Origin of the sequence: Mesorhizobium muleiense (assembly GCF_900099905.1) — a bacterium.
Taxonomy (GTDB): Bacteria; Pseudomonadota; Alphaproteobacteria; order Rhizobiales; family Rhizobiaceae; genus Mesorhizobium; species Mesorhizobium muleiense.
On sequence record NZ_FNEE01000005.1, the window covers coordinates 182,542 to 199,360 of the forward strand.

Here is a 16,819-nt window from a genome sequence, read left to right on the forward strand (position 1 = left end):
TCTCCTCTCTGCAAACCGATTGCATTTCGCAATCAGTTGCACGATAATAAAACTGATATGATAATGCAACCAGTTTCTGTCGGAGATTCGCATGAGCATCGATCATCGGTCTGGGTGCCCGATCAACCTGTCGCTTGAAGTGTTCGGCGACCGGTGGAGCCTGATCATCCTTCGCGACATGATTTTCGGCGGCAAACGCCACTTTCGCGACCTGCTCAACGGGTCATTGGAACGCATCGCTTCCAACATCCTCGCCGATCGGCTGAAACGGCTGATGGAACTCGGCATGCTGACCAGGGCCGACGATCCCACCCACAAGCAGAAGGCGATCTACAGCCTGACCGAAATGGCGATAACGCTGGTGCCGATCCTGGCGCATCTCGGCGCCTGGGGTCGCGTCTGGCTGCCGGTCAGCGAGGAGCTCTCGATCCGCGCCGAGCTTCTGGAAAAGGGCGGCCCGCCGATGTGGGAAAAGTTCATGGACGAACTGCGCCACGAACATCTGGGCACGCCTTCCGACACGCCGCCGGATGCCACCGTGCGTGCGACGTTGCAGGCCGGATACGAGGCGGTTGTCGCCCGAAAGGCGGCGGGCGCCGGGTGCGATGCCGGCGCCTGACCAACTTATTTCCCCCATCGCAGGGCGGCTCTGCTATTAAAGCCATTGAAAACTATAATTTACGGGATTGGAAAAGCCCTTGGTTGAGAACTCTAAGGATACTGCCCGCGCGCGGGCCGATTTGCGTTTCAAGAAGCAGGAAGAGGCAGCCACGGTTCGTCAGAAGGCGATGGCGGAATATGTCGCTGAGAGCGATGCCCGCCAGATAAAGACCAACAAGCTGAGGGCGCTCCGCCTTGCCAAGGAAGCGGAAGACCTCGCCAATGCGCCGGCTGCTCCGGTGAAGAAGCCGACACGCGCCAAGAAAAAATAGCGGTCCGGCGTGTCGGGCGGGCCTGTCCTGCCGTCGGCAGGTGCTGACAACGAGGCGGCTGCTTCACCGCCTTTTATGCATGTCGTTACAGCAAAACCGCTGCGCACCCTCGTTCAAGCCCGAGGCATGCTTTGCGCGACATGCATTAGCTCATGGTTATGTCGCGGCTGGCTGCTCGCATCGATACTGAGAAGCCGGCCAGGACGTCGACCAGTGCGATGACCATCAAAATGAAGAAAACCGAGTGCGCCGCGCCCTTGACCAGCAGGAACTCGACCAGGAACGCCACGAAGACGAACGTCGACAACAGGTGGTCCATGATCGAGGCGCTGGTCGTGCGCGTCGATTTCAAGATTTCGACGAAGAAGAGAAGCAGCCCGATCAGCACGATCAGATCGCCGAGCGTCATCGAGAACACTCCGCCCGACATCATGCGGATCGAGAACATCTGGATTGCCCAGGGATCGTCGCCGCCGCCGAATATTCCCAGAAGCCCCAGGTTATAGAGGACGAAGGGTACGATCAGCAGCGGGATGGCACCGAACATCAGAAGGCTCCGGTTGGACAGCCTTCTCTAGTATGCGCTCGGCGTTCGCCGTCAAGAATTTTCGCATGCGACCGCGAACACGGACAAAGACCGTGCGAAATAACAGTACCAGCCGGTACGGCTGCATCCGGTACGGCTGCTGGCATACTTGACAACAATTCGAGGGGCGATCATCTGCGCAAAACGCAGAAAGACCGGCGCGATGGCCGGTCCTTCGATAGTCCCAAACCGTCGAAAGCGTTCTCAGCTTTCCTTCGGCTCCAGAACTTGGCGACCGCGATACATGCCGGTCTTCAGGTCGATATGGTGCGGGCGGCGCATCTCGCCGGAATTCTTGTCCTCGACATAGGTCGGGGCCTTCAGCGCATCGGCCGAGCGGCGCATGCCGCGCTTCGACGGGGAGGTTTTTCGTTTCGGTACGGCCATGGATATGCTCCACTACATGGTCAAAATGCCCCGGCTGCCCTCGTGAAAGGGCCGCGTCAGGGCCGGAATCTGAGAAAGTCGGGTGCCTATACACGCCCTGCGCCGTTTTGGCCAGCGCCGTCGCGAATTTTTTTAAGCTATCGCAGACAGCCGACATAGGCGCCGGACCGACCGGCGCGCCGCTCGATCAGCGAGGCCAGCCGTCTCAGCCCCGGCCCGGGCTTCGCCGGGTTGCGGGCGATCGGGTTCGGCAGGGTGACGGCAAGCAGCGCCGCCTGGCGACGCGACAATCGTTTTGCCGAAACCCCGAAATGATGCTGGGCGGCGGCCTCGATGCCATAGATGCCCGGCCCCCATTCGGCGATATTGAGATAGATTTCCATCAAGCGCCGTTTCGACATCACCATGTCGACATAGACAGCCAGCGGCAGCTCGACGACTTTCCGCACCGAGCCCAGCGGCCGCGACCACAGATAGAGGTTCTTGACGCTCTGCATGGTGATGGTCGAGGCGCCGCGCGTCATCTCGCCGGCCAGCGCGTCGTCGACGACGCCCCTCAACTCGCCAAGGTCGATGCCGCGATGGAAACAGAACTGCCCGTCCTCCGACATGATGACCGAATGCGCCAACGCCGGCGCCACATCGTCGATCGAGACCCAGCGCCGGTCATAGCCGGAAAACGTCGCCAGATCCTTCAGCATCAGTGTCGATACCGGATGCACGAACGGCGGCAGGTACAGAAAGGTCAACACCAGCGGCATCAGCGCCAGCACCACGGCGATGGTGATACCGCGCCGGACCCAGTGCCGGGGCCAGCGTTTGAGACCGATGCGATTGCCGCGTTTCGGCCTCACCATGTCCAGCCCTTCGGTTTCGTGATCGACGATCGGTTCCGCCAAGCCGCTCAATCCATGCTGCTCCCTGCCCCCGGCATAATGGCGCTTGGCTTCTTGCGCAACGTCTGAGTGTCGGCTACCCGTCCCCGGCATGGCGAAAGACGATCAAATACCGTTCGAGGCAGCGCTTCTCGCACGCACAGGGCCGATCGAGGCGCTGCTCAGGCGGTTGCTCGACGACCGCCCGCTTTCAGGCGAGATCGCGCGGCCGCAGCGTCTGATGGAGGCGATGCGCCACGGCGTGCTAAATGGCGGCAAGCGCCTGCGCCCTTTCCTGGTCATGGAAAGCGCCGCGCTGTTTTCCGCCGACGGCGAGGCGGCGCTGCGCGTGGCGGCGGCGCTCGAATGCGTGCATTGCTATTCGCTGATCCATGACGATCTGCCGGCCATGGACGACGACGATCTGCGCCGAGGCCAGCCGACCGTTCACAAGGCCTTCGACGAGGCGACCGCCATCCTCGCCGGCGACGCCTTGCTGGCGCTCGCCTTCGACATCATTGCCGACGAAGCGACAATGCTGCCGGCCGAACGGCGGGCGGCGCTGGTGCTGGCGCTGGCCCGCGCCGCCGGAGCCGGCGGCATGGTCGGCGGCCAGATGCTCGATCTCGAAGCCGAGCGTAACCGGCCGGAGGAAGCCGGCATCATCCGGCTTCAGGCGATGAAGACCGGCGCGTTGATCCGCTTCGCCTGCGAGGCGGGCGCAATTGTTGCCGGCGCGCCGGCGGCCGACCGTGAAAGACTGGCGGAATTCGGCTCGGCGATCGGGCTTGCCTTTCAACTTGCCGACGACCTGCTCGATCTGACGGCGGATGCGCGCCAGATGGGCAAGGCGACCGGCAAGGACGCAGCCGCCGGCAAGGCGACGCTGGTGGCGCTGCACGGCGTCAACTGGGCGCGGGACCAGCTTCAAGGCCTCGTCGACCAGGCCCACGCGTTGCTTTGTCCCTATGGCGAAGACGCCGTGCTTCTGAAGCAGGCAGCGGAATTCGTGTCGGCCCGCAACAGCTGACGCTGTTCCAAGCTGTACTCCCCGTCCTATGGTGCGCCATGTAGCCAAGGAGGGTTGGCGAACTGTTCGGCCAGGAAATCCACGAACACGCGCACGCGCGGCGACAGAATTCGGCCAGGCGGATAGACCGCGCAGATTGGCGCTCCGTCAGGATGATTGTATCCGGTGAGCAGCGCGGTCAGTCTGCCTGCCTTGATATCCGGCCCGACCAATATCTCCGACATGCGGATGATGCCTATACCGGCGAGCGCCAGCTGGCGTAGCGCTTCGGTGCTGTTGGCCTCTATCGGGCTGCGGATACGCATGCTTTGCAGACCGTCCGGGCCATCGAACTCCCAGATATTGAGACCGCCGCGTGCTGTGACGCCAAGACAGACATGACCTTGAAGGTCGTCTGGCGTTGTCGGCATGCCATGCCTTTCGAGATATCGAGGTGATGCGCAAATGACACGGCGATTGGGCGCCAGCCGCCGCACCACCAGCCTCGAATCGCTGTGTGCGGCAACGCGCACGGCGACGTCGGTTTCCTCAGCCAACAGGTCGACAATCGCATCTGTGAACATCAGCTCGAGCTCGACGGCCGGGTAGCGTTCGATGAAGGCCGGCAACATCGGCACGATCAAGCGATGGCCGAAGGCGCTCGGAAGACTGACGCGCAGCCGGCCGCGCGGTTCTGCTCCGGGCTGAACCGCGATTTCAGCCTCTTTGATGTCGTTCAGGATGCGGCGAGCGCTTTCGGCATAGGTGCTGCCTTCCGCCGTCAAGCTGATGCGCCGCGTCGAGCGCTGCAGCAAGCGCACGCCAAGGCGGGACTCAAGCCGACCGATGATTTTGCTGACGGCCGAAGGTGTCATCCGCAGCCGGCGTGCCGCTGCCGAGAAGTCGCCCTCCTCGACAACTGCCAGGAACACAGCCATCGTCTCTTGCCGGTCGATGATATCTATTCCAATTCGTCACAGATGAACGGAAACTATCACCGATTATCGGCAGATGCGAACCATAATATGTTTTCCTCTTCAGCATGCGAAATGCTGGAGAGGAGGTGCCATGGGTTCGGAACACGTAAACCTGCGAGATGCTCACGACGTGCATCGGTGGGCACGTCGTCAGCGCAGCGCCGCAATTGGGCGGTGGTGTCTTTGGCTTATCCGTACGCTCAATCGGTCACGTCAAGGAATGGGAAAACGCTCAAGGCGAAGCAACGTCCGGGCTAGCGCAGCCGGCCGATCGGAATGATTTCTGGCGATGTTGGAGCGTATGGCTCGCCACGCCAGTTGCCGAGCCATTCTTCGACGACCAGTCCGGCCCGATCCAGCATCTGCGCAAGGCTTTCCTTTTGTCGGGAAGGCGATTTTCGATTCGGCGCTGAGCACGCGTCCGCTGCCGGGCATTTCGTAATGGGTCGAGTAAGTGACGACACCGGTAGCGGCATCGTGGCGGAAATCGTTCCACGCTCTTACCGTGCCCAATTCGGGATGACTGAGCTCCCGTTGCGACCGTTCCGGCGTCCACTCGAGCCATTCCTGCGCGACTGGATTTCGCGTGTCGAAGATGAAGCGTCCATCGGGCGCCAGATGAGCGGCGATCGTGGCAAGCACCGCCTGTCGATCTTCTGGCGTGAGGAACACCTGGAAGGCGTGCCCGGTCAACAGCACCAGATCGAACCGTCGTCCGAGCCGGACATTGCGCGCATCGGCCTCGACCCAGTCGACCCTCTGCCCGCCGGCTCTGCGGCGCGCGATATCGAGCATCGCCGGCGCTGGATCGACGCCGGTCACGCTGCGCCGATCGGCGAGCGCGGCAGCCAGTTGCCCTGTGCCGCAGCCGAGATCGAGAACCGAGCCGGCATCTTTGGCGAAGCCGACGCAATATTCGAAATCCACGCCGCCTTCGTTCTCGATATCGTAGAACTGGACGAGATCGGGATCGTTGTAGAGACGGTCGGTCATGGTAAGCCTATAGCTGAAGCCGTGGACCAGCAGAATTCGTGGAATAAAAGCGCAGCTTCGATGGTTTGTCGGGAAAATCAGTCGGCACCCATCACCGATTCCGCACCACAATGCATGCACCGCCGACGCTTTGCAGTTTCCGGCAGATGTTGTCGGCCTTGGCTTTGGAGTCGGCGCCGATACGGACAGCATAGATCCCGCGCCTGCCGATCGGCGAGCGCACCCGGCTGACCACCGGATCATGGCCCTTGAGCAAGGCCGGAAACCGGCGCTTCACGCCAGTCCATTGATTGAGCGCCGCGGCGCGGCGGAAATTGCCGGCCACCTGCACGCCCCACGGCTTGATGTTGATCGACGCCATGGCCACGGTTTGGGACTTGATGACCGGCAGTTTTCGGCAGGCGACCGCGAAGCTCGCTTTCTTGTCGAGCGGCTGGATGCTGCCGGCATAGGCGGTGTCGGTGAACCTGTCGGCCGGCTCGCCCATGATGTCCAGAACGTAGTTTTCGGTCTCCATCGGCAGGAAGCCGCCGGAACTCAGCCAGCGCGACACCCGGCTTTCGCCGGCATTGTAGGCGGCGGCGGCCAGGCCCAGATTGCCGAAGCCGGTTTTCATCTCGGCGAGATATTTTGCCGAGGCCGGGATGGCCTGCTCGATATCGAAGGAATTGGCGAGACCGCGTATCTTGGCGGTGCCCGGCATGAACTGGGCTATGCCTTCGGCGCCGACCGGACTGACCGCATTGGGATCGAAGCGGCTTTCCTTCCAGATCAGCCGGGCAAAGAAATCCCTGGGCAGGCCGTTTTGATCGGCATGCGCCTCGATCAGATTGCAAACCCGGTCGAGCAGCCGCTGCTTGGCGGGACGCGGCGGATCGGCTTGGACGGCTGTCGCCCAGCCCAGCCCACCAAGCAAAACCAATCCACCAAGCAAAATCGGCGTCGCCCAGGGGAAGCGCCGCATCGACCTACTCCGCCGCTGCCTTGCCAGGTTGCCCAAACCGCTGCTCGATATAGTCGGCGACCATTTTCTCGAAGTCGGCGGCGATCGAAGGGCCGCGCAGCGTCGCCGCCTTCCTGCCGTCGACGAATACCGGCGCCGTCGGCGTCTCGCCGGTGCCGGGCAGCGAAATGCCGATATCGGCATGCTTGGATTCACCCGGACCGTTGACGATGCAGCCCATCACCGCGACTTTGAGGTTTTCGACGCCGGGGTACTTTTCACGCCACACCGGCATATTCTTGCGCAGATCCGCCTGGATGTCCTGCGCGAGTTCCTGGAACACGGTCGAGGTGGTGCGGCCGCAGCCGGGGCAGGCGGCGACGATCGGTACGAACTGCCGAAACCCCATGGTCTGCAGGAGTTCCTGCGACACTTGCACCTCGCGGGTGCGGTCGCCGTTCGGCTCCGGCGTCAGCGAGATGCGGATCGTGTCGCCGATGCCTTGCTGGAGAAGAATGCCCATCGCCGCGGACGAGGCGACGATGCCTTTCGAACCCATGCCCGCCTCTGTGAGGCCGAGATGCAGCGCGTGGTTGGAGCGGGTGGCAAGCTCGGTGTAGACCGCGATCAGATCCTGCACGCCGCTGACCTTGGCCGACAGGATGATCTTCTCGCGGCCAAGGCCGATCTCCTCGGCCATGTCGGCCGACAGGATCGCCGACTGCACGATCGCCTCGCGCGTTACCTCCTGCGCGGTCAGCGGAAAGCCCTGGCGCTGGTTGTCGTCCATCAGCCTGGTCAAAAGCTCCTGGTCGAGCGACCCCCAATTGACGCCGATGCGCACCGGCTTGTCGTGACGGATCGCCATCTCGACGATGGCTGCGAACTGCCGGTCCTTCTTGTCCTTGAATCCGACATTGCCGGGATTGATGCGGTATTTGGCCAGCGCCTCGGCGCAAGCCGGGTGGTCGGCGAGCAGCTTGTGGCCGATATAGTGGAAATCGCCGACCAGCGGCACATTGATGCCGAGCCGTTCCAGCCGCTCGCGGATGGCGGGCACGGCGGCGGCACTCTCGTCGCGGTCGACGGTGATGCGCACGATTTCGGACCCGGCGCGATGCAGCGCCGCAACTTGAGCGACTGTCTGGTCGACATCGGCGGTGTCGGTGTTGGTCATCGACTGAACGACGACAGGGGCGCCCCCGCCGACCATCACGCCGCCGACGTCGACACCGACAGACGTGCGGCGCGAGAAGGGTGAAGAAAAATATCCGGTCATGGCCGGCTGCCCTTTGTTAGCGCCGAATTCCGGAATCGGTTTCCGGAAACAATCTGCGCAAAAATCAAAATACAGCGTCCATTGCGCGTCCGAAAGGAGGCGCGGCGCTATAGAAGGTCCCGGCATGAGGTGGAGGAGCAAAGATGGCTTGTCAATGGCGACAGGCAGGCAAACCTGTCAAATCGAACCGCCGGACAAACAGAAAAACGCTCCGGCGGCATTGGTTGCCACCGGAGAAGATGGTCGGGCAAAGCGCGCACTGTCCCTGCATGACCCCGAAACCGAAAGGATTTTCGGAAAAGGACCATGCGCCAAAATCAGAAGCACGACAGCGCCCTTTGCGCGTCCAAAGGACGCGCAGCGCCGTAGATGAGCGTCAGTGCGTGGTGGGTTTCGGCTTCGCCTTCAATTTCTCAATCTCGTCCTTGAGCGCCAGCTTGCGCCGCTTGAGATTCACGATTTCGAGGTCGTCGACCGATGGATGGTTCATCGCATCATCGATTTCGCGTTCGATGTCGCCGTGTTTCCGCTGCAGCTCATCAAGATGGGATGCAAGAGACATGATTGGTTCTCCCTTTCATGGTTTCCTCGATTGCAGCCGTCAAGGCGCGTCCCACCGCAATTTCGCTTCTGTGACGGCATAATGACAGTGTGCCACTATCGGGCACCGATGTCGAATGCTGCGTGGTAGCATTCCACGACAATACGAAATGTGGTATTGGCTGCGCGCCGGTGCAAGATACCTCCGGCCTCGCCCAATCAGGCCCATTTTTGGGCGCCGCAGACGTGCAGACGGTAAATAATGTCCGAACAGGAACAGGCCGATATCCGCCTCGAATATTCTCGGCTGAAGCAAGAACACGCCGATTTCGACGCGGCGATCAACGCGATGATCGCCATGGGCTGCGACCCTCTGCAGATCCAGCGCATGAAGAAGAAAAAGCTCTTCCTGAAAGACCGGCTGATGGCGCTGGAAGACCGGATCATCCCCGACATCATCGCGTGAGCGAATCCACTTACGGTCGCGACAAATCCTGCTCATCCCGTGATCGAAAGCCTCGCGGCGCGTTCGCGCAGCAGGGCGATGAGATCGCCGGTCTTTTCCTCGGAAGTGTCGATGGGAACCACCAGGCATATCGTCGCCTCGACCTTGCCGGCAGCTGAAAAGACCGGCGCGGCAAGGCACTTTGTGTAGGCGTCGACAAGACCGGAGGTCACACAGTAGCCGGCAGCCCCGGCCGTAGCGATATCTTCTATGAAGTCGTCCAGCAGCAATCTGCGGCCATCCGGCAGGACGAGATCGTCTTCGGACACCATGTCTTCGATCACCGCCCGTTCGAAACCGGCGAGAAGCAGGCGCCCGGAAGCGGTCCAGGGAAGCGGTATCTGCAGACCCGTGGCCGAACTGATCCGGAACGGCCTGGTGCCCGGGCTTGAATGGACAATCGTGTAGCGGCCGTTTTGCAGCATGCACAATTCGGAGGTCTCGCCTGTCTCGCGCGAAAGATTGTCGACTTCCTGACGCCCTCGCCTGAGCAGGTCGTTGCCGCGCACGTAGTCCATTCCGTAGAGATAAAGCTTCTTCCCGAAATAGACGCGATTGCCGTCGCCGGCCATTTCCAGCAGGCCCGCATCCACGAGCGAGCGCACAAGCGTGTAGATCGTCGAGCGCGGCGCATTCACTCCCTTGGCGAGATCGCCAATCCCGATCGCTCGCTGGTTCGCATGAAGAAACTCCAGGATATGGAGCACGCGGTTGAGACCCTTCTCGCGGGAGCCCGCAATCCTGTCTTCGTCCGGACCAGCGTCCGGCCGAACTGCCAAGCCATTGCCATCTTGCATTGCTGATTCCTGGTGTTAGTATCTGTCTCGTACAGGATACATGTGTCTTTTGTAAGAGACAATCCAGCAGATTACCGATGCATGTATCGGCAAAGGGGAACACAACACGAAAAGGAGGTCGCCGTGAACGACACATCCAAAAGACGTGATTTTCTGAAACTGGCCGGGCTTGCAACGGCCGGAGTGGTGGGCGCAGCGACAACAGTCGATGTTCAGAAGGCGGCGGCGCAGGCGGCGCCGGACAGCCTGCTGCGCACCGTTCTCGATCGCGGCAAGGTGATCGTCGGCACCGGCAGCACCAACGCGCCCTGGCACTTTGAAAACGATGCCGGCGAACTGGTCGGCATGGACATCACCATGGGGCGCATTCTTGCCAAGGGACTTTTCGACGATACGACCAAGGTCGAGTTCGTCATGCAGGATCCGGCCCAGCGCATTCCGAACGTGACCACCAACAAGGTCGACATTTCGATCCAGTTCATGACCATGACCGCCCAGCGCTCGCAGCTGATCCACTTCTCCCGGCCCTATTACGTCGAAGGCATCGCCTTGCTGACCCTTCCGAACGCCGAAAACAAGACCTTCGACAAGCTGCTTGCCGGCGGTTCGGCGACGCGGGTTTCCATCCTGCAGAATGTCGATGCCGAGGCAAATGTGCACATCGTCCTGCCGGAGTCGCAGGTGATGCAGATAGACACGCAGGCCAACGTGCTGCAGGCACTGGAATCGAAACGCGTCGACGCCGCCGCCGTCGATCTGTCGACGGTTCGCTGGCTCGCCTCGCGTAATCCGGACAAATACTTCGATGCCGGCAAGAGCTGGTTCTCGATGCTTTACGGCGCCGCACTTCGGCAAGGCGACCTCGACTGGCTGACCTTCGTCAACACGACCTTCACCACCGCCATGTTCGGCCATGAGACGGCGCTCTACGACGCTGCATTCAAGGACTATTTCGGACAGGAGCCGCCGGCGCGCCATCCCGGCTTCCCGGTCATCTGATGCAAGCAGGCGGAAGGGCTTGCGCCCTTCCGCGGCTTATCGTCGACAGCCCTCGATATGACAGGGACACATGGGCTATACCCTGAACTTCAACCTGATCTGGCGGCATTTCGACAAGCTTTGGGGCGGGCTGCTGCTCAGCCTCGAGCTGGCCGTGATCTCCATCGCGATCGGCATCCTCATCGGACTGCTTCTGGCGGTCTGGTACGTGTCGGCCGGGCGTGCGGTGCGGACCGTCATCGCCGCCTATGTCGAGTTCATCCGCAACGTGCCGCTGATCCTGCTCGTCTATCTCGTCTTCTACGGCCTGCCGACGGTGGTCGACATCGCCTACAGCGCGCAGACCTCGTTCATCGCCACGCTGTCGCTCTATAGCGGCGCTTATCTGGTCGAGGTGTTCCGCTCGGGGCTCGAAGCGGTTCCGCGCGGACAGCTCGACGCCGGCAAGGCGATCGGCCTGACGCCATGGCAAAGGCTGGTCCATGTGCGCCTGCCGACGATGCTGCGCATAACGCTGCCCGCGCTTTCCAACACGTTCCTGTCGCTGTTCAAGGACACGTCCGTTGCGTCGGTCATTTCGGTGCCCGAACTCACCTACGGCGCCCAGTGGATCAACTTCAACACCTTCCGCATCGTCGAGGTCTACCTTGTGGTGACGGCAATGTATCTCTTGACCGGCTACGCGCTTCTTTTTGCACTTCGGCTTGTCGAGCGCCGGTTCAGGGCGGCGCATTAGGATGCTTGGCCAGATCGCCTATGCCTTGCCCTTCCTGGCCCAGGGTTTTGCCGTGACGCTATGGGTGTCGCTGCTGGTGGTGGTGTTGTCGCTCGTCGCCGGCGTGATGATGGGCGTCGGCCTTGTCTATGGCCCGGCTCCGCTGCGCTGGGCGGTGCGCATTTTCAGCGATACCATTCGCGGCATTCCGATCCTGGTGCTCATCTTCTTCGTCTATTACGGCCTGCCTGCCGTCGGCCTCCATCTGGAATCCTTCTGGGCAGCCGTGCTGGCGCTCACCCTGTTCAAGACGGCGCAGGTCATCGAGTATCTGCGCGGTGCGGTCGGTTCCATACCGAAGGGGCAGTCCGAAGCGGCGATGGCGATCGGGCTGACCTTTCGCCAGCGACTGGCCTACGTCATCTTCCCGCAAGCGTTCAGGCGTTTCCTGCCGCCATGGATCAATGGCGTCACCGATGCGGTGAAGGGCAGCGCGCTGGTCTCGCTGCTCGGCATCACCGACCTGATGCACGCCATCAACCAGGTCATCGGCCGCACCTACGAAGCGATGCCGCTCTACATCCTCGGTGCGGTCATCTACTTCGCCGTCAATTACGCGCTCTCCCTGGCCAGCCGACGGTTGGAGCGGCGTTTCTCCTTCATCCGGGAATAGCAAGATGCCCATCGCCACGCCCGCCAATCCGGCGCTACTCGATGTCTCCGAGGTTTCCAAATCCTTCGGATCCGTCGCGGTCCTGCGCTCCGTCAGCCTGCAGGTGACGCGCGGCGAGGTGGTGACTGTCATCGGGCCTTCCGGCAGCGGCAAGACCACGCTGCTGCGCTGCGTCAACTTCCTGGAGAGCTACGACAGCGGCTCCATCCGCATCGACGGCAGGGAGGTCGGCTTCCGCGACACGGGAGCACGCCAGCGCCGCAGCGAGCGCGACCTGGCGAAGATGCGGGCCGAGACCGGAATGGTGTTCCAGAGTTTCAATCTGTTTCCGCATCTGACGGCGGCCGGCAACATCATGCTTGGCCTGCGCAAGGTGCGCGGCAAGAGCAGCACCGAGGCCCGCGCCATTGCCGAGCACTGGCTCGGCCGGGTCGGCCTCGCCCACAAGGCCGACAGCCTGCCGGCCGAGCTTTCCGGCGGCCAGCAGCAGCGCGTCGGCATTGCCCGCGCGGTGGCGATGGAGCCGAAAATCCTGCTTCTTGACGAGATAACCTCCGCGCTCGATCCGGAACTCGTCGGCGAGGTGCTCGAGGTCGTGCGCAGCCTGGCCGAGGACGGCATGACGATGGTGATGGTCACCCACGAGATGGCCTTCGCCCGCGACGCCTCGAGCCGCATCGTCTTCATGGCAGATGGCGGCGTCAGCGCCGCAGGCCCGCCCGCCGAGATTCTGGGCGCGGACATCGACAATGAGCGTCTGCGCAGTTTCCTGGCGCGGTTTCGTGCCTCGCATTTCTGACATGACGGCGAAAGCTGTCGCAAGGAGCCTTTTCATGACGCCTTACATCCGGCTCGCCGAATTGGGCCTGACACTGCCCGAGCCGCCGACGCCGATCGCCAACTTCGTCACGCACGCCGAAAGCGGACGGCTGATCTTCCTCTCCGGCCAAGGCCCGTTGCGCGCCGACGGCACGCTTTGCACCGGCAAGGTCGGCGCGGACGTCACGGTTGAAGAGGCCTATAAGCATGCCCGTCTCACCGGCCTGAACCTGCTCGCCGTCATGCACGCTGCGGCAGGCGACCTCGGCCGTATCGTGCGCGTCGTCAAGCTGCTTGGCTTCGTCAACGCGATCCCGACCTTCAGCGACCATCCGCAGGTGGTGAATGGCTGTTCCGATCTTTTCGCCGCTGTCTTTGATAGTATCGGCGGGCACGCCCGTTCGGCGATCGGTGTCGGCTCCCTGCCGGGCAACATCACCGTGGAAATCGAGGCCGTCGTCGAGATCGCCGCCTGAAATCTACCAATGGGACCTTTAGAGATGAAAACCTATTCCGCGAACGGCTCCAACACGACAATCCGCGAACGGCTCGGCCTTCGCCCGATCATCAATGTCTCCGGCACGATGACGGCACTCGGCGCCTCGATCATCGTCCCGGAAGCGATCGCCGCTATGTCGGAAATCGCCTCGCAATGGGTGGAGATGGACGATCTGCAGCGCGCCGCAAGCACGATCGTCGCACGCCTCACCGGCGGCGAGGCCGGCTTCGTCACGGCGTGCTGCGCCAGCGGCATCACCATGGCCATTGCCGGCACGATGACCGGCACCAACCTTCTGGCGATCGAGCGGCTACCGGACGACACCGAGGGCCTCAAGTCGGAGGTCATCGTCCAACTCGGCCATATCGTCAATTACGGCGCGCCGATCGACCAGTCGATCCGGCTCGCCGGGGCAAGCACCGTACCGGCCGGTACGGTCAGCGTGACGCAGGATTATCATGTGCGCGAGGCGATCCGCGACCACACCGCAGCAGGCCTCTATGTCGTTGCGCATCACACGGTGCAATACGGCATGCTCTCGCTCGAGGAGTTCTGCGAGATCTGCCACGCCAAAGGCGTCCCGGTGATCGTCGACGCCGCCTCCGAATACGATTTGCGCGGCTTTCTCGCGCGCGGCGCCGACATCGTCGTCTATAGCGGACACAAATTCCTCTCGGGACCGACAAGCGGCATCGTCACCGGGCGCAAGGATCTGGTGCGCGCCGCCTATCTGCAGAACCGTGGCGTTGCGCGGGCGATGAAGGTCGGCAAGGAAAGCATCGCCGGCGCCATGGCCGCACTGGAGGCCTGGGAGCGGCGCGATCATGCCGGCATCCGCAAGCGGGAAGAAGCGGCGCTCGATCTGTGGAAGGACGCATTGCTGGGCCTGCCCGGCATCGCCGCGCATGTCATTCCCGATCCGACCGGCAATCCGCTCGACCGCCTGCAGGTGTTTGTTGCGCCCGAAAGCGGATTCACCGCCGCCGGCCTTGCCTCGGCGCTGGCGGCCGTTTCGCCTCCCATTATCGTGCGCAACCACGAGGTCGAGCGCGGTCACTTCTTTCTCGACCCGTGCAATCTCCATCCCGGCGAGGCGGAAATCGTCGCCGAACGCCTGCGGGCCGTGTTGAGCGTGGCCGAGCGTCCGGCGGATGCGATGAAGTCGGCCCGCAAGGATAGCGCCGGCGCCTTGCGCTGGCCGGATTAGGTAATGATGGCGCCTCACGCCAGAACGCTTGCGCAGAGGCAGCACATCCTTGCCGTCGAACCCGAATTCCGCTAAGGCGCGCCTTTGCCGCCGGGAGCAGAAGCTTGGACGATCAACGCGCCGACGTCGCCATCATCATGGGCAGCCAGTCCGACTGGGCGACGATGCGCCACGCCGCCGAAACGCTGGAGGCACTGGGCATCCCGCACAAGCGGCTGATCGTCTCGGCTCATCGCACCCCCGACCGGCTCTATGACTTCGCCAAGGGCGCCAAGGCGGCCGGCTTTCGGGTGATCATCGCCGGCGCCGGCGGTGCGGCACACCTGCCCGGCATGACGGCGGCGATGACGCCGCTTCCGGTTTTTGGCGTGCCGGTGGAATCGAAGGCGCTTTCCGGACAGGACTCGCTGCTCTCCATCGTGCAGATGCCGGCCGGCATTCCGGTCGGCACGCTGGCCATCGGCAAGGCGGGCGCCACCAATGCCGCCCTTCTGGCTGCGGCCGTGCTGGCGCTGACCGACGAAAAGCTCGCCGCCCGGCTCGATGCCTGGCGCGCCGCCCAGACCGCCAAGGTCGCCGCCGAGCCTACGGACACGCCATGAGCCTGGCCGCCGGATCGACCATCGGCATCATCGGCGGCGGCCAGCTCGGCCGCATGCTGGCGATGGCCGCGGCGCGCCTCGGCTACCGCACGGTCGTGCTGGAGCCGCAGCCGGATTGTCCGGCGGCACAGGTCGCCAACCGGCAGATCACTGCCGCTTATGACGACACGGCCGCGCTCGCCGAACTGGCTGCAGTCAGCGCCGTCGTCACCTACGAGTTCGAGAACGTTCCGGTCATGGCCGCCAGCGCGCTTGCCATCACGGTCCCGGTCTACCCGCCGGCGCGCGCGCTGGAAGTAGCGCAGGACCGGGTGGCGGAGAAGAAATTCCTCAACGGCATCGGCATTCCCACCGCGGATTTCTGCCCCGTCGACAATGACGACGAATTGACGGCGGCGCTGAAAAAGTTCAACGGCAGCGGCATATTGAAGACGCGACGCATGGGCTATGACGGCAAGGGCCAGCGCGTCTTCCGCAATATGGAAACGGGGGGCTTTGCCGGCACCTGCGAGGCGATGGGCAACGTGCCGCTGATCCTCGAATCCTTCGTCGCCTTCGAACGCGAGATTTCGGTGATCGCGGCGCGCGGCATGGACGGTTCGCTCGCCGCCTACGATCCGGCAGAAAACGTCCACCGCAGCGGCATCCTGCACAGCTCGACCCTGCCGGCCAGGATAGGGTCCGAAACCGCCGCTGCAGCGCAGGCGGCGGCAGCAGAAATACTTGCCGCGCTCGACTATGTCGGCGTCATCGGCATCGAGTTCTTTGTCCTTGCCGACGGCGCGCTGCTGGCCAATGAGATCGCGCCGCGCGTTCACAATTCCGGCCACTGGACGGAAGCCGCCTGCATCGTCTCGCAGTTTGAGCAGCACATTCGCGCCGTCGCCGGCCTGCCGCTGGGAAATCCCGGCCGCCATTTTGACTGCGTCATGGAAAACCTGGTCGGCGACGATATCCTGCGCATCCCGGCCCTGCTCGCCGAGCCCGATCTGATGCTGCATCTCTATGGCAAGGCCGAGGCACGCCCCGGCCGCAAGATGGGTCATTTTACGCGAATGAGCCGCTACCGTTGAGGCTATAGGACGGCGCCGCTCCAATGCCGTCGATAGGGCAGAAACTCAAACTCCGCCACATGCTTGGTTGACACGGGCAAGGCTCCTCGTTTATGAGCCACGCACAAGTTGAGAGGCGCGCTTTCCGAGCGCGCCTTAATAATTCGGCCCAAGCGGGCCCAGACCGACGGGCAAGACCATGAAGATCAAGAATTCGCTCAAGGCGCTCAAGGCGCGTCACCGCGACAACCAGCTGGTTCGCCGCAAGGGCCGCGTGTACATCATCAACAAGACCGCTCCGCGCTACAAGGCGCGCCAGGGCTGAGCCTTTTCGCGTTGGGGCGGCTTGCCTCAGCGCCTGCATGATGTACCGCATCGACCCAAAAATCGGAATCGATTTTCGGAAAACACGATGCGAGGAGTTCAAAAT

The 16,819-nt window shown here is 62.7% G+C and carries 22 protein-coding genes; 13 read left to right on the forward strand and 9 right to left on the reverse strand.

All coding sequences use genetic code 11. The annotated features are described in order from the left end of the window. Positions 1–91 precede the first annotated feature (91 nt). Both BLT09_RS12220 and BLT09_RS12225 read left to right on the forward strand, forming a co-directional pair. Complete coding sequence (locus tag BLT09_RS12220) at positions 92–619, forward strand: winged helix-turn-helix transcriptional regulator (protein ID WP_091593309.1); 528 nt, start codon at positions 92–94, stop codon at positions 617–619. Positions 620–698: 79 nt separating this feature from the next. Beyond that, positions 699–932: a hypothetical protein gene (locus BLT09_RS12225; protein WP_023797044.1), complete on the forward strand. Its 234-nt coding sequence runs from the start codon at positions 699–701 to the stop codon at positions 930–932. A gap of 145 nt (positions 933–1,077) precedes the next feature. Here the strand turns inward: BLT09_RS12225 and BLT09_RS12230 are convergent, their stop codons facing one another. From BLT09_RS12230 to BLT09_RS12240, 3 genes are all read right to left on the reverse strand, one after another. After that, a complete protein-coding gene (locus BLT09_RS12230; RefSeq protein WP_091593310.1) occupies positions 1,078–1,479 on the reverse strand; it encodes a hypothetical protein in 402 nt (133 codons plus the stop codon). 243 nt (positions 1,480–1,722) lie between these two features. Continuing rightward, positions 1,723–1,905 (reverse strand): 50S ribosomal protein L32, encoded by a 183-nt coding sequence (gene rpmF, locus BLT09_RS12235; RefSeq protein WP_006203806.1) that lies wholly within the window; start codon positions 1,903–1,905, stop codon positions 1,723–1,725. Between the two features lie 137 nt (positions 1,906–2,042). Next, the gene (locus BLT09_RS12240) at positions 2,043–2,813 is read right to left on the reverse strand and encodes a biosynthetic peptidoglycan transglycosylase (RefSeq protein WP_091593313.1); all 771 of its coding nucleotides are present in this window, start codon (positions 2,811–2,813) and stop codon (positions 2,043–2,045) included. Positions 2,814–2,892: 79 nt separating this feature from the next. On the opposite strand from BLT09_RS12240, the gene BLT09_RS12245 reads away from it, so the two are divergent. Continuing rightward, a complete protein-coding gene (locus tag BLT09_RS12245; RefSeq protein WP_091593315.1) occupies positions 2,893–3,810 on the forward strand; it encodes a polyprenyl synthetase family protein in 918 nt (305 codons plus the stop codon). Between the two features lie 26 nt (positions 3,811–3,836). On the opposite strand, the gene BLT09_RS12250 is transcribed toward BLT09_RS12245, so the two are convergent. The 5 genes from BLT09_RS12250 to BLT09_RS12270 all read right to left on the reverse strand — a co-directional run bounded on the left by BLT09_RS12250 (position 3,837) and on the right by BLT09_RS12270 (position 8,543). After that, the gene (locus BLT09_RS12250; RefSeq protein ID WP_236473458.1) at positions 3,837–4,727 is read right to left on the reverse strand and encodes a LysR family transcriptional regulator; all 891 of its coding nucleotides are present in this window, start codon (positions 4,725–4,727) and stop codon (positions 3,837–3,839) included. Between the two features lie 252 nt (positions 4,728–4,979). Then, positions 4,980–5,759 carry a class I SAM-dependent methyltransferase gene (locus tag BLT09_RS12255; RefSeq protein WP_329608803.1) on the reverse strand — a complete coding sequence of 260 codons (780 nt, stop codon included), beginning with the start codon at positions 5,757–5,759 and terminating at the stop codon, positions 4,980–4,982. A 91-nt stretch (positions 5,760–5,850) separates the two neighbouring features. Then, complete coding sequence (locus tag BLT09_RS12260; RefSeq protein ID WP_091593319.1) at positions 5,851–6,723, reverse strand: lytic transglycosylase domain-containing protein; 873 nt, start codon at positions 6,721–6,723, stop codon at positions 5,851–5,853. Between the two features lie 4 nt (positions 6,724–6,727). Then, complete coding sequence (gene ispG, locus BLT09_RS12265; protein WP_091593321.1) at positions 6,728–7,981, reverse strand: flavodoxin-dependent (E)-4-hydroxy-3-methylbut-2-enyl-diphosphate synthase; 1,254 nt, start codon at positions 7,979–7,981, stop codon at positions 6,728–6,730. A 376-nt stretch (positions 7,982–8,357) separates the two neighbouring features. Beyond that, positions 8,358–8,543, reverse strand: coding sequence for a YdcH family protein (locus BLT09_RS12270; protein WP_023797036.1), 186 nt, complete (start codon positions 8,541–8,543; stop codon positions 8,358–8,360). 240 nt (positions 8,544–8,783) lie between these two features. Here BLT09_RS12270 and BLT09_RS12275 point away from each other — a divergent pair, with 240 nt between their 5' ends. After that, complete coding sequence (locus BLT09_RS12275) at positions 8,784–8,987, forward strand: YdcH family protein (RefSeq protein ID WP_023797035.1); 204 nt, start codon at positions 8,784–8,786, stop codon at positions 8,985–8,987. Positions 8,988–9,019: 32 nt separating this feature from the next. Here BLT09_RS12275 and BLT09_RS12280 read toward each other — a convergent pair whose 3' ends face one another. Beyond that, positions 9,020–9,823: an IclR family transcriptional regulator gene (locus BLT09_RS12280; RefSeq protein ID WP_091593323.1), complete on the reverse strand. Its 804-nt coding sequence runs from the start codon at positions 9,821–9,823 to the stop codon at positions 9,020–9,022. A 123-nt stretch (positions 9,824–9,946) separates the two neighbouring features. On the opposite strand from BLT09_RS12280, the gene BLT09_RS12285 reads away from it, so the two are divergent. The 9 genes from BLT09_RS12285 to ykgO all read left to right on the forward strand — a co-directional run bounded on the left by BLT09_RS12285 (position 9,947) and on the right by ykgO (position 16,714). Further along, positions 9,947–10,822, forward strand: a complete 876-nt coding sequence (locus BLT09_RS12285; protein WP_091593538.1) for a transporter substrate-binding protein — start codon at positions 9,947–9,949, stop codon at positions 10,820–10,822. Between the two features lie 70 nt (positions 10,823–10,892). Beyond that, a complete protein-coding gene (locus BLT09_RS12290; protein WP_023797032.1) occupies positions 10,893–11,558 on the forward strand; it encodes an amino acid ABC transporter permease in 666 nt (221 codons plus the stop codon). A 1-nt stretch (position 11,559) separates the two neighbouring features. Continuing rightward, positions 11,560–12,210 (forward strand): amino acid ABC transporter permease, encoded by a 651-nt coding sequence (locus BLT09_RS12295; protein WP_077380470.1) that lies wholly within the window; start codon positions 11,560–11,562, stop codon positions 12,208–12,210. Between the two features lie 4 nt (positions 12,211–12,214). Continuing rightward, on the forward strand, positions 12,215–13,009 hold the full coding sequence (locus tag BLT09_RS12300) for an amino acid ABC transporter ATP-binding protein (RefSeq protein WP_091593325.1): 795 nt from the start codon (positions 12,215–12,217) through the stop codon (positions 13,007–13,009). A 34-nt stretch (positions 13,010–13,043) separates the two neighbouring features. After that, positions 13,044–13,505: a RidA family protein gene (locus BLT09_RS12305; protein WP_091593540.1), complete on the forward strand. Its 462-nt coding sequence runs from the start codon at positions 13,044–13,046 to the stop codon at positions 13,503–13,505. Between the two features lie 24 nt (positions 13,506–13,529). Then, positions 13,530–14,735: an aminotransferase class V-fold PLP-dependent enzyme gene (locus BLT09_RS12310; RefSeq protein ID WP_091593327.1), complete on the forward strand. Its 1,206-nt coding sequence runs from the start codon at positions 13,530–13,532 to the stop codon at positions 14,733–14,735. A 104-nt stretch (positions 14,736–14,839) separates the two neighbouring features. Next, positions 14,840–15,337, forward strand: coding sequence for a 5-(carboxyamino)imidazole ribonucleotide mutase (purE, locus tag BLT09_RS12315; protein ID WP_091593328.1), 498 nt, complete (start codon positions 14,840–14,842; stop codon positions 15,335–15,337). Further along, on the forward strand, positions 15,334–16,410 hold the full coding sequence (locus BLT09_RS12320; RefSeq protein WP_091593330.1) for a 5-(carboxyamino)imidazole ribonucleotide synthase: 1,077 nt from the start codon (positions 15,334–15,336) through the stop codon (positions 16,408–16,410). The genes purE and BLT09_RS12320 overlap by 4 nt, the downstream gene beginning before the upstream one ends. Before the next feature lie 178 nt (positions 16,411–16,588). Continuing rightward, positions 16,589–16,714: a type B 50S ribosomal protein L36 gene (ykgO, locus tag BLT09_RS12325; RefSeq protein ID WP_006327841.1), complete on the forward strand. Its 126-nt coding sequence runs from the start codon at positions 16,589–16,591 to the stop codon at positions 16,712–16,714. The last annotated feature ends 105 nt before the right edge of the window (positions 16,715–16,819 follow it).

Coding starts and splice junctions, on each gene's coding strand:
- BLT09_RS12295 (WP_077380470.1), top strand. CDS start 11,560: ATGCTTGGCCAGATCGCCTATGCCTTGCCCTTCCTGGCCCAGGGTTTT.
- ykgO (WP_006327841.1), top strand. CDS start 16,589: ATGAAGATCAAGAATTCGCTCAAGGCGCTCAAGGCGCGTCACCGCGAC.
- BLT09_RS12270 (WP_023797036.1), bottom strand. CDS start 8,543: ATGTCTCTTGCATCCCATCTTGATGAGCTGCAGCGGAAACACGGCGAC.
- ispG (WP_091593321.1), bottom strand. CDS start 7,981: ATGACCGGATATTTTTCTTCACCCTTCTCGCGCCGCACGTCTGTCGGT.
- BLT09_RS12220 (WP_091593309.1), top strand. CDS start 92: ATGAGCATCGATCATCGGTCTGGGTGCCCGATCAACCTGTCGCTTGAA.
- BLT09_RS12250 (WP_236473458.1), bottom strand. CDS start 4,727: ATGGCTGTGTTCCTGGCAGTTGTCGAGGAGGGCGACTTCTCGGCAGCG.
- rpmF (WP_006203806.1), bottom strand. CDS start 1,905: ATGGCCGTACCGAAACGAAAAACCTCCCCGTCGAAGCGCGGCATGCGC.
- BLT09_RS12275 (WP_023797035.1), top strand. CDS start 8,784: ATGTCCGAACAGGAACAGGCCGATATCCGCCTCGAATATTCTCGGCTG.
- BLT09_RS12245 (WP_091593315.1), top strand. CDS start 2,893: ATGGCGAAAGACGATCAAATACCGTTCGAGGCAGCGCTTCTCGCACGC.
- BLT09_RS12230 (WP_091593310.1), bottom strand. CDS start 1,479: ATGTTCGGTGCCATCCCGCTGCTGATCGTACCCTTCGTCCTCTATAAC.
- BLT09_RS12310 (WP_091593327.1), top strand. CDS start 13,530: ATGAAAACCTATTCCGCGAACGGCTCCAACACGACAATCCGCGAACGG.
- BLT09_RS12290 (WP_023797032.1), top strand. CDS start 10,893: ATGGGCTATACCCTGAACTTCAACCTGATCTGGCGGCATTTCGACAAG.
- BLT09_RS12320 (WP_091593330.1), top strand. CDS start 15,334: ATGAGCCTGGCCGCCGGATCGACCATCGGCATCATCGGCGGCGGCCAG.
- BLT09_RS12260 (WP_091593319.1), bottom strand. CDS start 6,723: ATGCGGCGCTTCCCCTGGGCGACGCCGATTTTGCTTGGTGGATTGGTT.
- BLT09_RS12280 (WP_091593323.1), bottom strand. CDS start 9,823: ATGCAAGATGGCAATGGCTTGGCAGTTCGGCCGGACGCTGGTCCGGAC.
- BLT09_RS12255 (WP_329608803.1), bottom strand. CDS start 5,759: ATGACCGACCGTCTCTACAACGATCCCGATCTCGTCCAGTTCTACGAT.
- BLT09_RS12305 (WP_091593540.1), top strand. CDS start 13,044: ATGACGCCTTACATCCGGCTCGCCGAATTGGGCCTGACACTGCCCGAG.
- BLT09_RS12300 (WP_091593325.1), top strand. CDS start 12,215: ATGCCCATCGCCACGCCCGCCAATCCGGCGCTACTCGATGTCTCCGAG.